At 39.3% G+C, this 14,121-nt stretch carries 13 protein-coding genes; 12 read left to right on the top strand and 1 reads right to left on the bottom strand.

Going from position 1 to position 14,121, the window contains the following annotated elements; all coding sequences use genetic code 11:
* Positions 1 to 4: 4 nt before the first annotated feature.
* The 8 genes from ACXYSN_RS03685 to ACXYSN_RS03650 all read left to right on the top strand — a co-directional run bounded on the left by ACXYSN_RS03685 (position 5) and on the right by ACXYSN_RS03650 (position 6,315).
* A complete protein-coding gene (locus ACXYSN_RS03685; protein WP_458636195.1) occupies positions 5 to 1,108 on the top strand; it encodes a glycosyl hydrolase family 8 in 1,104 nt (367 codons plus the stop codon).
* Positions 1,109 to 1,249: 141 nt separating this feature from the next.
* Positions 1,250 to 2,650 (top strand): bifunctional Cof-type HAD-IIB family hydrolase/peptidylprolyl isomerase, encoded by a 1,401-nt coding sequence (locus ACXYSN_RS03680; protein ID WP_458636194.1) that lies wholly within the window; start codon positions 1,250 to 1,252, stop codon positions 2,648 to 2,650.
* Between the two features lies 1 nt (position 2,651).
* Positions 2,652 to 3,014: a S1 RNA-binding domain-containing protein gene (locus ACXYSN_RS03675; RefSeq protein WP_025169983.1), complete on the top strand. Its 363-nt coding sequence runs from the start codon at positions 2,652 to 2,654 to the stop codon at positions 3,012 to 3,014.
* A gap of 48 nt (positions 3,015 to 3,062) precedes the next feature.
* Positions 3,063 to 3,812, top strand: coding sequence for a tRNA1(Val) (adenine(37)-N6)-methyltransferase (locus tag ACXYSN_RS03670; RefSeq protein ID WP_235083955.1), 750 nt, complete (start codon positions 3,063 to 3,065; stop codon positions 3,810 to 3,812).
* Positions 3,802 to 4,086, top strand: coding sequence for a GIY-YIG nuclease family protein (locus ACXYSN_RS03665; protein WP_235083956.1), 285 nt, complete (start codon positions 3,802 to 3,804; stop codon positions 4,084 to 4,086). Before ACXYSN_RS03670 ends, ACXYSN_RS03665 begins: the two co-directional genes overlap by 11 nt.
* Positions 4,087 to 4,170: 84 nt before the next feature.
* Positions 4,171 to 5,106: a manganese-dependent inorganic pyrophosphatase gene (locus tag ACXYSN_RS03660; RefSeq protein ID WP_458636193.1), complete on the top strand. Its 936-nt coding sequence runs from the start codon at positions 4,171 to 4,173 to the stop codon at positions 5,104 to 5,106.
* Between the two features lie 62 nt (positions 5,107 to 5,168).
* Positions 5,169 to 5,681: a YiiX/YebB-like N1pC/P60 family cysteine hydrolase gene (locus ACXYSN_RS03655; protein WP_458636192.1), complete on the top strand. Its 513-nt coding sequence runs from the start codon at positions 5,169 to 5,171 to the stop codon at positions 5,679 to 5,681.
* On the top strand, positions 5,665 to 6,315 hold the full coding sequence (locus ACXYSN_RS03650) for a DUF1803 domain-containing protein (RefSeq protein ID WP_458636191.1): 651 nt from the start codon (positions 5,665 to 5,667) through the stop codon (positions 6,313 to 6,315). Before ACXYSN_RS03655 ends, ACXYSN_RS03650 begins: the two co-directional genes overlap by 17 nt.
* A 34-nt stretch (positions 6,316 to 6,349) precedes the next feature.
* Here the strand turns inward: ACXYSN_RS03650 and ACXYSN_RS03645 are convergent, their stop codons facing one another.
* Entirely contained in the window at positions 6,350 to 7,795 is a 1,446-nt protein-coding gene (locus tag ACXYSN_RS03645; protein ID WP_458636190.1) for a UDP-N-acetylmuramoyl-L-alanyl-D-glutamate--L-lysine ligase, read from the bottom strand.
* Positions 7,796 to 7,900: 105 nt separating this feature from the next.
* Here ACXYSN_RS03645 and ACXYSN_RS03640 point away from each other — a divergent pair, with 105 nt between their 5' ends.
* The 4 genes from ACXYSN_RS03640 to ACXYSN_RS03625 all read left to right on the top strand — a co-directional run bounded on the left by ACXYSN_RS03640 (position 7,901) and on the right by ACXYSN_RS03625 (position 14,081).
* Positions 7,901 to 9,523, top strand: a complete 1,623-nt coding sequence (locus ACXYSN_RS03640) for a putative polysaccharide biosynthesis protein (protein WP_458636189.1) — start codon at positions 7,901 to 7,903, stop codon at positions 9,521 to 9,523.
* Positions 9,524 to 9,711: 188 nt separating this feature from the next.
* Positions 9,712 to 11,670 (top strand): peptide ABC transporter substrate-binding protein, encoded by a 1,959-nt coding sequence (locus tag ACXYSN_RS03635; RefSeq protein ID WP_458636188.1) that lies wholly within the window; start codon positions 9,712 to 9,714, stop codon positions 11,668 to 11,670.
* A 142-nt stretch (positions 11,671 to 11,812) separates the two neighbouring features.
* Complete coding sequence (locus ACXYSN_RS03630) at positions 11,813 to 12,907, top strand: cystathionine gamma-synthase (protein WP_458636187.1); 1,095 nt, start codon at positions 11,813 to 11,815, stop codon at positions 12,905 to 12,907.
* A 7-nt stretch (positions 12,908 to 12,914) separates the two neighbouring features.
* The gene (locus ACXYSN_RS03625) at positions 12,915 to 14,081 is read left to right on the top strand and encodes a MalY/PatB family protein (RefSeq protein WP_458636186.1); all 1,167 of its coding nucleotides are present in this window, start codon (positions 12,915 to 12,917) and stop codon (positions 14,079 to 14,081) included.
* Positions 14,082 to 14,121: the final 40 nt, after the last annotated feature.

Genomic DNA, 14,121 nt, shown 5'->3' with positions numbered 1-14,121 from the left:
AATTATGAAACTGAATAAATTAAAATATGTATGGTTTGTTCTCATCCTTTCAATCTTTTGCCTAACCTTGTTCTTGGCAAGAGGAAGGAGCAAAATCGAAATGCGTAATCGTATCTACCATCAATGGAGTCAGCAGTTCCTCGTTTCAAATGGGGATCAAACTTATGTTCGTACGACTAGTAGTGGCGATGAGACAACTGTTTTATCAGAAGCTCAGAGTTACGGTATGCTCTTGACAGTTTATGCAGCTCAAAAAGGACAAGCCAATCAAGAGAATTTTGATAGCCTGTATCGTTACTATAAAAACCATCGACTAGAGGGGACTCAGTTGATGTCTTGGAAGCAGGTTATCAAGAATGGACAAGAAACTGTTGAAAAGCACAATGCTACAGATGGCGATCTCTATATTGCTTATTCCTTGATCGAAGCTGCTAAGCAGTGGCCAGATAAGGCTCAGGAATATGAAGGTCAAGCAAAAAGTATCTTGATTGATATTCTTCGATTCAATTATAACGAGGATACTGGTGTTCTAAAGGTAGGAAATTGGGCCCAAAAAAATACGGATTTTTACTATTTGATGAGAACATCTGATACACTACCTCATTATTTCCAAGTATTTTATAATCTAACTGGAGATAAACAATGGCTCGATATTAAGGATAAAATGCTTGGGCAATTGGAGCAAATCAGTTCTCAATCTGAGACAGGTCTCTTGCCAGACTTTATCTGGGTAGAGAAGTCAGGTGTGCGTGTTGCTGATGCTAATACCATTGAATCTCAATACGACGGAGCTTACTCTTATAACGCTTGTCGTTTGCCTTACCACTTGGCACAAAGTCAGGATGAAAGAAGTCAGAAAATCGTTCAAAAGATGATGAATTTCTTTATGAAAGAGAAACGGATCTATGCAGGTTATGATCTTCAAGGTCATGCTTTAAATCAATATCAAGCAGGAAGTTTCTTGGCACCAATTACTTATGCGGCCAATACTGTCGAAGGAAATCTTAAACTCCTTCAACAGAATAAATACATTTTTACGCAAGATTTACCATTGGATAATTATTATGATGCGACTATGATTACCATGATTGCTCTTGAACTATTCTAAAATGTAAAGAGGAGACTAGTTTTACTAGTTCTCTTTTTTAGTGTTTTTTGGACTTAGTTGCAGAATTTCATCTTTTTTTAAGAAAGGAATTTACTAGTGTTTATGGTATAATGGAAAGAGTGAATTAAAGGAGGTCTTACAATGGATGCCAAGTTAAGATACAAGGCTAAGAAGATTAAGATTATCTTTTTTGATATAGATGATACTTTACGAAATTCAAAGACTGGCTTTATTCCAAGCACTATTCCAACAGTGTTTCAACAATTACGCGAGAAGGGAATCTTGACAGGAATTGCGACTGGTCGAGGTATTTTCGGCGTCGTACCAGAGATTAAAGCCCTCAAACCTGATTTCTTTGTAACCTTGAATGGTGCTTATATTGAGGACAAAAAGGGTAATGTCATATATAGTAATAAAATTGCTAGAGATAAGGTTGAAGAGTATATTGCTTGGACTAAGGAAGTTGGGATTGACTACGGTTTAGTTGGTAGTCATGAGGCTAAACTATCTAGACGAACAGAAATGATTAGCCAGGCTATTGACCCAATTTATCCTGATTTAGATGTGGACCCTGATTTTTATCAAAAAGAAGATATTTATCAGATGTGGACCTTTGAGGATCAGGGAGATGACTTGACGTTGCCTGAAAACTTATCATCGACTTTACGTCTAGTTCGTTGGCATGAACATTCGTCAGATGTGGTGCCTATTTCGGGCTCAAAAGCAGCTGGAGTTGCCAAAGTGGTAGACCAATTAGGTTTAAAACCTGAAAACGTCATGGTTTTTGGAGACGAACTTAACGATTTAGAACTCTTTGATTATGCAGGTATTTGTGTTGCTATGGGAATTTCTCATGACATAATCAAAGAAAAAGCAGATTATGTTACAAAAACATTAGAAGAAGATGGCATTTTTGATGCCTTAGAAGGATTTGGTATGGTAGAAAAAGAATTACATTTTCCACAAGTAGACATTGAAGCAGTAGATGGTCCAATTGCGACTATTAAGACAAATCATGGAGATATGCGCATCAAGCTTTTCCCTGAGCATGCACCAAAAACAGTAGCCAACTTTATTGCTCTATCAAAAGATGGTTACTATGACGGTGTCATTTTCCACCGTATTATTAAAGACTTTATGATTCAAGGTGGAGACCCAACTGGTACTGGTATGGGGGGCGAATCTATCTATGGTGAGTCATTTGAAGATGAATTTTCAGAAGAGCTTTACAATGTTCGCGGAGCTCTTTCTATGGCAAATGCTGGACCAAATACAAATGGTAGCCAGTTCTTTATCGTACAGAACCAACACTTGCCATATTCTAAGAAAGAAATTGCTCGTGGTGGCTGGCCAGAACCAATTGCGGAAATTTATGCTGAACAAGGTGGAACTCCTCACCTAGACCGTCGTCACACAGTATTTGGTCAACTTGCGGATGAAGCTTCTTATGAAGTTCTGGATGCAATTGCAGGTGTCGAAACAGGTGCAATGGACAAGCCAGTTGACGACGTAGTCATTGAAACTATTGAAATTGAGGACTAAAATGAAAATCGGTGATAAGCTAAATGGCCGTATTACTGGGATTCAGCCCTATGGAGCTTTTGTTGAGTTAGAAACAGGAGTGACAGGACTGATTCATATCTCAGAGATTCGGACAGGATTTATCGAAAATATTTACGAAGTTTTAAAAATCGGTGATGAAGTCCAGGTACAGGTAGTAGATTTTGACGAATATACAGGAAAGGCTAGCCTTTCCATTCGTACCTTGGAAGAAGAAAAACATCAACTTCCTAGACGAAGACGTTTTTCGAATGACCGCATCAAACATGGTTTTGCACCGCTTGGTCGCATGATGCCTATTTGGACTCGAGAAGCCTTGGAGCATTTAAAGAAAAACAGTAATTGATAAATTTCTAACCATCTTTGATGTTATTTAATTTGTGGCAATAGAAGTATGAACGAAGAACAATTATTAAAATCAGGAGAGCGCATTAACCAACTCTTCTCTACAGATATCAAGATTATTCAAAATAGAGAGGTTTTCAGCTATTCAGTGGATAGTGTTCTCCTGTCTCGTTTTCCTCGTTTTCCTAAAAATGGGTTGATAGTGGATTTCTGTGCAGGTAATGGAGCTGTTGGACTATTTGCCAGTAGTCGTACCAAGGCTAAAATTCTCTCTGTAGAAATCCAAGAACGCCTAGCTGATATGGCTGAACGGTCGGTTCGTTTAAATGGCTTAGAAGAGCAGATGCAGGTTATTTGTGATGATTTGAAAAATATGCCTAGCTACATTCAGGGGAGCAAGGTCGATTTGATTTTGTGCAACCCTCCCTATTTTAAGGTGGACGCAAATTCTAATCTGAACGAAAGCGAACACTACTTATTGGCTCGGCACGAAATTACGACCAATCTAAAAGAAATTTGTCGTAGTGCCCAAAGTATACTCAAATCTAACGGGCGTCTAGCCATGGTTCATCGTCCTGATCGTTTGTTAGATATTTTAGAAACCCTTCAACAACACAATTTAGCTCCAAAGCGGCTGCAATTTGTCTACCCTAAACGGGAAAAGGAAGCCAATATGCTTTTGATTGAGGCTATCAAAGACGGCTCCACTAGTGGCTTTAAGGTTTTACCACCACTCATTGTTCATAATAGTGATGGTTCCTACACACCAGAAATTCAAGAGATTTATTATGGATCATAAGGCTTATATGTATGTAGTTGAGTGCCGTGATGGTTCCTACTATACAGGCTATACAACAGATGTGAAGAAACGAGTTGCTGTCCACAATAGTGGTAAAGGTGCCAAGTATACACGAGCTCGTTTGCCGGTGACACTTATCTATGTAGAAGGTTTTGATAGTAAGGAAGAGGCCATGTCTGCTGAAGCTCTTTTCAAGCGCAAGACACGTATGCAAAAAGAACATTATCTCAAAGAGTATCAAAATAGAAATTTAGTCGATACTTTTGACATGTAGCGAGGAGTCATTTGACTCCTCTTATTTTTGTCAAAAATTGAAAAAAATGCTACAATAAAGAGAATAAAGAAACGAGGTATTATCATGTCTAAGATTCTAGTATTTGGTCACCAAAATCCAGATTCAGATGCTATCGGTTCATCTGTAGCCTTTGCTTATCTTGCTAAAGAAGCTTATGGTTTGGATACAGAAGCGGTAGCTCTTGGAACTCCAAACGAAGAAACAGCTTTCGTATTGGACTATTTTGGTGTTGAAGCACCACGCGTGATCACATCTGCTAAAGCAGAAGGTGCAGAACAAGTTATTTTGACTGACCACAATGAATTCCAACAATCAGTTTCAGATATCGCTGAAGTAGAAGTTTATGGTGTTGTGGACCACCATCGTGTAGCTAACTTTGAAACTGCTAGCCCACTTTACATGCACTTGGAACCAGTTGGATCATCATCTTCTATCGTATACCGCATGTTCAAAGAACACGGTGTAGCAGTGCCAAAAGAATTGGCAGGTTTGATGCTTTCAGGTTTGATTTCAGATACCCTTCTTTTGAAATCTCCAACAACTCATCCATCTGATAAAGTGATTGCGCCTGAATTGGCTGAATTGGCTGGTGTGAATTTGGAAGAATACGGTCTTTCAATGCTCAAAGCTGGTACCAACTTGGCAAGCAAATCAGCAGAAGAATTGATCGGCATCGATGCTAAGACTTTTGAACTCAACGGAAACAATGTTCGTGTGGCTCAAGTCAATACAGTTGATATTGCTGAAGTCTTGGAACGCCAAGCTGAAATCGAAGCAGCCATTCAAGTAGCAAATGCAGCTAACGGCTACTCTGACTTTGTTTTGATGATTACTGATATTGTGAATTCAAACTCAGAAATTTTGGCTCTTGGTGCTAATATGGACAAGGTAGAAGCAGCTTTCAATTTCAAACTTGAAAACAACCATGCCTTCCTTCCAGGTGCCGTTTCACGTAAGAAACAAGTGGTACCACAATTGACAGAAAGCTTTAATGCATAATGATAGGTGGGGAAACCCATCGTTAAAAGGAGTTTCGACTCCTTTTTTGCTAGGAGGAGATCATGTTAGAAAATGGCGATTTGATTTTTGTGAAAGATGGTTCAGATATGGGACAGGCCATCCAGGAATCTACTGGTCACTATAGCCATGTGGCCATCTTTTTGGACGGTTCCATTTATCATGCAACGGTGGAAGGTGGCGTCCTTGCCCAATCTCCTGAAGATTTCTTTGAAGTTGAGAAAGTCTATGACCTTTATCGCTATCCGAAAATCGATCACAAAGAAGTCAAAAAGCAGGCAGAGAGCCTTTTGGGTTCGCCCTACAATTCTTCCTTTTATCCGGATGGAGATGGTTTCTATTGTTCCCAATTTATTGCAGAAATCCTCCCTATTTTTGAGACCATTCCTATGAAGTTTGGGAATGATACACAGGAAATCAGTGATTTCTGGAGTGAATATTATAGAGAACTAGGACTTCCTGTACCTTTGAATCAGCCTGGCACTAACCCGAGTCAATTAGCAGCATCACCACTTTTAGTATGTAAAGAAAGGAATCTTCATGATTCAGATTTTTAATCCATCTCGTTTGACACGACAACCATTCTTTAGAAATTTGGTTGATTATCTTGATCAGCATGATGATGTTATTCTCCGTGAAATCAAGGCTCAGTTTCCAGGGGTTGCAGTTGATAAGTACTTGGAGGAATATATTAAAGCTGGTTTCATTCTTCGTGAAAACAAACGCTATTCTCTCAATCTCCCATTTCTAGAATCTACAGAATCTCTTGAACTAGACCAAGAAGTCTTTGTGAGAGATGATAGTCCTGTTTATCAAGAAATCCTGGAGAAAGATTTTCAGACTGAATTACGTAATCAAACCAATGCAGCTATCCTAGAAGAGTATACGGATTTTGCTAGGGAAAAGATGACCTTGTCTAATTACTTTTATAAGGTTAAGCACCAGTATCCGCTGACCGATGATCAGCAGGCACTCTATGCTATTTTAGGAGATGTCAATCCTGATTATGCTCTCAAGTATATGACAACCTTTTTGCTTAAATTTCTCAAAAAAGATCAGCTTATGCAGAAACGTCGTGATATCTTTGTCGATAGTTTAGTTTTGTTAGGCTACATCATTCAAAATGTAGAGGGGAAATATGAGTTAGCTGTAGAATTTGATAAAGAAAGACTCATCTTTATAAAAAAATAAAGGCTAGGAATTTTCCTAGCCTTCTTTTAATTTATTATAGATAACGTTCTGCAACAGCAGCATCTCCAGGATAGTCTTCTTTCTTACCTTGGATGATTTGGTAGCAATCAGCTCCTTTACCAGCGATAATCACAGCGTCCAGTTCTTGACTTGTGATAGACATAGCAGCCTTGATAGCCTGCTCACGATCGACAATCTTTTCAACAGGATGATGGATATAGCTACTGATTTCATCTGCAATGGCCATCGGATCTTCATAGTTTGGATCATCAGCTGTTAGAAAGACTTGAATTTCAGGATGTTGATCGAGGAGAAGCCCAAAGTCCTTACGACGGCTTTCTCCCTTGTTTCCAGTTGAACCAAGTACTAGAGCAATCTTTCCAGTTTGATGAGTTTCAACGACAGAGATTAGTTTTTTAAGACTGTCACCATTGTGGGCGTAGTCGATGAAAACTTTTGCACCATTTTTCTGGGTGAGAACTTCCATACGACCAGGAACACGAGTAGTCGCAATCCCTTTTTTGATGTCATCCAGACTAGCACCTAGACGAAGACAGGCAAGTCCTGCAGCGACAGCGTTTTCTTGATTGAAGTGCCCGATCAACTGAATATCATAGTCTCCAGCTAATTTACCAGTAGCTGAGAAGCTAAAGGCTTTGGAGTTCTCGATTTGGTTACTTGATTGGCTACCGTAGAAGTCATGGTCTTGGTTCTCAACTTGTTCTTTCAGAACAGAGAAGTGATCCATATCGCTATTAATGACAACTGCTCGACTATTTTTCATCAAGAGACGCTTGTGGTAGAAATAATCTTCAAATGTCGGATGTTCAATAGGACCAATATGGTCAGGACTGATATTGAGGAAAACTCCTACATCGAAAGTGAGACCGTAGACTCGCTTAACCAAGTAGGCTTGACTAGATACTTCCATGATAAGATGGGTTCTTCCATTATCAACTGCCTGCGCCATCATCTCAAAGAGATCAATACTCTCAGGAGTAGTCAGGGCAGATTTAAAGAAAGTCTTGCCGTCTAAGGTCGTATTCATGGTTGATAACATAGCTGGACGATGTTGTTGATTTAAGATGTTGTAGGCGAAATAAGCTGCGGTTGTTTTTCCTTTAGTACCAGTGAAAGCAAGTAATTTTAATTTCTCCTGAGGGTTGCCATAAAACTCCATGGCAATCAAACTCATGGCTTTCTTAATATCGCTAACGACAATAACGGGAATACCGACTTCATAATCCCGTTCCGCTACATACCAACCGATCCCTTGTTCAATTGCCGAAAGGAGAAATTCTTTTTTGAAGGCTGCTCCTTTGACAAAAAAGAGACTATTTTCTTGAGCTTTTCGACTATCGTAGCAGATGCTATTAAAAACGACATCACTGTATAAATAATGGTAATGTTCTTGGTCGATAATCTCGCGGAAGAGATCATCTTTTTTTAAAATATCTAATACGGTTTCAATCTTTATCATACTTTCTATTGTAAACCGAAAGTCTGAATTTTACAAGTAACAAGGAAAAGTTTATAATGGAAGATAAGGAACATTTCCTAGTTATTAAAATTGAATGAGGAAGTTATGTCTAACGAAAATAATCATCAGCAGGCCCAGATGTTACGAGGGACTGCCTGGCTAACAGCAAGTAACTTTATCAGTCGCCTCCTCGGGGCTATCTACATTATCCCATGGTATATCTGGATGGGGACTTATGCTGCAACGGCTAACGGTCTCTTTACCATGGGCTATAATATCTACGCCTGGTTCTTGTTGATTTCGACAGCAGGTATTCCAGTTGCAGTTGCTAAGCAAGTCGCTAAATACAATACCATGCAAGAAGAAGAGCATAGTTTTGCCCTGATTCGAAGTTTCTTGGGCTTTATGACTGTGCTGGGACTTGCCTTTGCCTTGATCTTATACCTCTTTGCACCTTGGTTGGCGGACCTTTCCGGAGTCGGTAAGGACTTAATTCCAATTATGCAAAGTTTAGCGTGGGCGGTCTTGATTTTCCCATCTATGAGTGTTATCCGTGGATTTTTCCAAGGGATGAATAATCTCAAGCCTTATGCTATGAGCCAAATCGCTGAGCAGGTTATCCGTGTTATTTGGATGCTCTTAGCGACCTTTATCATTATGAAGCTTGGTTCAAAAGATTATCTATCAGCAGTTACCCAATCTACCTTTGCGGCTTTTGTGGGAATGGTAGCTAGTTTTACAGTCTTGTTTTATTTCCTTTATAAAGAAGGGTTACTTCAAAAAGTTTTTGAAACCCGAGATAAGATTGATAGTAAGAGTCTGCTGGTTGATACGATTAAGGAAGCTATTCCATTTATTATAACAGGTTCAGCTATTCAACTTTTCCAAATCTTGGACCAAATGACCTTTATCAATAGCATGAAGTGGTTTACCAACTATAGTAATGAAGATTTGGTTGTCATGTTTTCTTATTTCTCTGCCAATCCTAATAAAATCACCATGATTTTGATTTCCGTAGGAGTATCAATCGGTAGCGTTGGTTTGCCCCTCTTGACCGAGAACTATGTCAAGGGTGATTTACCAGCAGCTTCTCGGTTGGTGCAAGATAGTATTACCATGCTCTTCTTATTCCTACTACCTGCAACGGTTGGAGTAGTCATGGTAGGGGAACCCCTCTATACAGTCTTTTACGGTAAACCTGATAGTTTGGCTTTGGGCTTGTTTGTCTTTGCAGTCTTGCAGTCAACAATCCTAGGTTTGTACATGGTCTTGTCTCCAATGCTTCAGGCTATGTTCCGTAACCGTAAGGCAGTTCTATATTTTATCTATGGTTCGCTTGCTAAGATCGTTTTACAACTACCATCAATAGCGATTTTCCACAGTTATGGACCATTAATTTCAACGACCATCGGTCTCATCATCCCAATTGTTTTAATGTACCGTGAAATCTGTCAGATTACAGGTGCTCGCCGAAAGATTATCTTGAAGAGAACAATCTTAGTCACTATTTTAACTTTAGTCATGTTTATTCTGGTTGGATTCTTGCAATGGATTTTTGGACTTGTCTTCCATCCAACTGGACGTTTATGGAGCTTCATATATGTCGCCTTAATTGGTACAATTGGTGGTGGGCTCTATGGAGTCATGAGTCTATATACTCGACTCTTGGATAAGGTTATTGGTCAGGCAAAAGCGGACCAGTTACGAGCGCGCTTAAAATTATCATAATATTTAATAAATAAAACGAACGATTTGAACTTTTTACGTAAAAAGGTCTAAATTGTTCTTTTTTTCTTGAAAAAATACAAAAAAATATAAAAAATATAGAAAAAAATAAATTTTTAGAGAATAAGACTTGACTAAAAAAAACAATAGCTGTATAATGATACAAAAATTTAAATTTGGAGGTTCTGTTTATGAAAAAGTCTAAGGCAAAATATCTGACGCTAGCAGGCGTTGCCCTAAGTGCCGGTCTGCTATTGGCGGCTTGTAGCAACTCAGCTAGTTCTACAAAGACATATAATTATGTATATGGTAATGACCCCTCAAGTCTTAACTATCTCCTAGAAAACCGTGCAACAACAGGTGATGTTGTGACAAACTTGGTTGATGGTTTGATGGAAAATGATCAATACGGGAACTACATTCCTTCATTGGCGGAAGATTGGACTGTTTCCAAAGATGGTTTGACTTATACTTACAAACTTCGTAAGGACGCCAAATGGTATACAGCAGATGGTGAAGAGTATGCACCAGTGACAGCACAAGATTTTGTGACAGGATTGAAGTATGCTGCGGATAAAAATTCAGAAGCCTTGTATCTAGTGCAAGATTCTGTTGCTGGTTTGGCAGACTATGTTAGCGGAAAAACTACAGACTTTTCAACAGTTGGAGTGAAAGCTATTGACGACCAGACTGTTCAATATACTTTGACACAACCAGAACCTTATTGGAACTCAAAAACAACTGCGACTATTCTGTTCCCCGTAAATACTGATTTCTTGAACTCAAAAGGGGATGATTTTGGTAAGGTGGACCCAGCAAATATCTTGTATAATGGTCCGTTTATTCTCAAATCATTCACATCTAAGTCTGTTATTGAATACAAGAAGAATCCAAATTACTGGGATGCAAAAAATGTATTCGTAGACGAAGTGAAGTTGACTTACTACGATGGAAGTGACCAAGATGCCTTGGCACGTAACTTCATGGAAGGGGTTTACAGTTACGCCCGACTCTATCCGAATAGTTCGAGCTTCGAAGGGATTAAGGAAAAGAACAAAGATAATATTATCTACAGCATGCAAAATGCCACTTCTTTCTACTTTAACTTTAACCTAGATAGAAAATCATATAATCACACCTCAAAAACGACAGATGCTGAAAAGACAGCTCAACAGGAAGCGGTCTTGAATAAATCTTTCCGTCAAGCTATGAACTTTGCCTATGACCGTACTGCTTATGGTGCCCAATCTCAAGGGGAAGATGGAGCAACTAAGATCGTCAGAAACTTGCTTGTCCCACCGACATTCGTTACTCTTGAAGGGAAAGATTTTGGTGATGTCGTAGCTTCTAAGATGGTCAATTACGGTGAAGTATGGCAAAATATGAACTTTGCCGATGCCCAAGATGCTTACTATAATGCCGATAAGGCCAAAGAAGCTTTTGCTCAAGCCAAGAAAGAATTGGAAGCCAAAGGTGTTCAATTCCCAATTCACCTGGATTTACCGGTTGACCAAACCTTTAAGAAGGGTGTGTTAGAGGCAAGTTCCTTCAAACAATCGGTTGAATCTGTCCTAGGTGCAGAAAATGTGGTCATTGATATTCAAATGTTGACTACTGATGAAATGAATAGTATTGGTTATCTAGCCAATACAGCTGCTCAAAAGGACTATGACCTCTACAACGGTGGTTGGGGACCTGACTATCAAGACCCGTCAACTTACCTTGATACTCTTAGCCTAACAAGTGGTGGTTCATTGCAAAACCTTGGATTAGAACCTGGTGAAAGTAATACTAAAGCAACTGCAGTTGGTTTGGATACCTATACTAAGATGCTGGAAGAGGCTAATGCTGAACAAGATTTGAACAAACGTTATGACAAATATGCTGAAGCTCAAGCATGGTTGGTGGACAGCTCTCTAGCAATTCCAAACGTATCTCAAGGTGGAACACCTACATTGAGAAAAACAGTTCCATTCTCTGCTGCCTTCTCTCAAGCAGGTAACAAGGGTGTTGAATCATACAAATACGTTAAGTTGCAAGATAAGGTTGTCACAACGGCTGAGTATGAAGAAGCTAGACAAAAATGGCTGAAAGAAAAAGAAGAATCTAACAAGAAAGCTCAAGAAGAATTAGCTAAACACGTTAAATAATGACTCTAAATTTAAAAACGGTAACCTTTGATGAGGTTATCGTTTTTCATATAGTTTTAAACTATAACTAGCTCTTGAAAACAAGAAAACGAAGGATCCAAAATAAGTGGTACAATAGTTACTATAGAATCGGAGGTATTGTATGAGTAAAAATTTCCACATAAATACAATTTTAGCCCAAGCAGGGATCAAGTCTGATGAAGCAACAGGTGCTTTGGTGACACCTATTCACTTTTCAACGACTTATCAGCATCCAGAATTTGGTCAATCAACTGGATTTGACTATACCCGCACCAAAAACCCAACTCGTAGCAAGGCAGAGGAAGTCTTGGCAGCTATTGAATCAGCCAAGTACGCTTTAGCGACTAGTTCAGGTATGTCGGCGATTGTGTTGGCCTTTAGTGTCTTCCCAGTAGGAAGTAAGGTTTTGGCTGTTCGTGACCTTTACGGTGGTTCTTTCCGCTGGTTCAATCAAGTTGAGCAAGAAGGTCGTTTCCACTTTACTTATGCAAACACAGAAGAAGAGTTAATTGCCGAACTAGAAAAGGATGTGGATGTACTCTATATTGAAACACCAACCAACCCTTTGATGTTGGAATTTGATATTGAAAAATTGTCAACATTAGCTCATGCTAAGGGTGCTAAAGTTGTCGTGGACAATACCTTCTACAGTCCAATCTATCAACGTCCAATTGAAGATGGTGCAGATATCGTCCTTCATTCAGCGACAAAATACCTTGCAGGACATAATGATGTTCTAGCTGGTGTGGTTGTGACAGATAGTGCGGATTTATACGAAAAACTCTTTTACAATCTCAACACAACAGGGGCTGTTTTGTCACCATTTGATAGTTATCAATTGATTCGTGGTCTTAAAACCTTGTCACTTCGTATGGAGCGCTCAACAGCTAATGCTCAAGAAATCGTAGCCTTTTTGGAACAATCACCTGCTGTCAAAGAAGTTTTGTATACAGGTCGTGGGGGGATGATTTCCTTTAAAGTGGCTGATGAGCAGCGTATTCCTCATATCTTAAACACCTTGAAAGTGTTCTCTTTTGCTGAAAGTCTGGGTGGTGTAGAAAGTCTGATTACTTACCCAACAACTCAAACCCATGCAGATATTCCTGCAGAGGTTCGTCATTCTTATGGATTGACAGATGACCTCTTACGCTTGTCTATTGGTATTGAGGATGTTAGAGATTTGATTGAAGACTTGCGTCAAGCCTTGGAAGGATGATAAAACTATGGGAAAATATGATTTTACGACCTTGCCCAATCGTTTTGGACATCATACCTACAAATGGAAAGAAGCAGAGACTGACCGTCAAGTATTGCCAGCCTGGATCGCTGATATGGACTTTGAAGTCTTACCTGAGATTCGTCAGACAGTCCATGACTATGCTGAGCAATTAGTTTATGGCTATACCTATGCTAGTGATGGATTGATTGAAGCTGTTCAAAATTGGGAGGAAAAGCAGCATGGTTATCGCTTTGATAAGGATGCCCTAGTCTTTATCGAGGGAGTGGTACCTGCCATTTCAACAGCCATTCAAGCTTTCACCAAGGAAGGTGAAGCAGTCCTCATTAATACACCGGTTTATCCTCCTTTTGCTCGCAGTATTAAGCTCAATAATCGTAGACTAATCACCAACTCTCTAGTAGAAAAAGACGGACTTTTTGAGATTGACTTTGATCAATTGGAGAAGGATTTTGTCGAAGAGGATGTGAAACTCTACGTTCTCTGCAATCCTCATAATCCTGGTGGACGTGTTTGGGAAAAAGAGGTTTTGGAGAAGATTGGACAACTTTGTCAAAAACATGGAGTTTTGTTGGTATCTGATGAGATCCACCAAGACTTAGCCTTGTTTGGACATAAACACCAGTCATTCAATACAGTAAATGAAGATTTTAAAGAATTTTCTCTGATTCTAAGCAGCGCTACCAAGACCTTTAATATTGCGGGAACAAAGAATTCCTACGCCATTATCGAAAATCCAAAGTTGAGAGTGGCTTTCCAAAAACGTCAGCTGGCTAATAATCAACATGAAATCTCAGGTTTAGGATATTTGGCAACAGAAGCAGCCTATCGCTATGGGGAAGATTGGTTGTCAGAACTCAAAGAACTAATCGAGAAACACATCAATTATGTAGTCGATTTGTTTGATAAAGAAACTAAAATCAAGGTCATGAAACCTCAAGGGACCTATCTTATTTGGCTTGATTTTTCAGCCTATGAAATTAGCGATGAAGAACTAAGAAAAGTCTTAAGAGACGAAGCCAAGGTTATCCTGAATAGGGGCTTGGACTTTGGTGAAGAAGGAGCCCTTCACGCTCGCTTGAATGTAGCCATGCCTACATCTGTCTTGGAAGAAGTTTGTCAACGAATCATTGCCACTTTTTCAAATTATTAAAAATCTAGCCTTTTAGGAGAAAAGTACTCCTAGAAGGCTA

The organism is Streptococcus sp. V869 (assembly GCF_054353515.1).
Note: the sequence above shows the minus strand (reverse complement) of the source record. Positions and strands in the feature narration are given on the sequence as shown.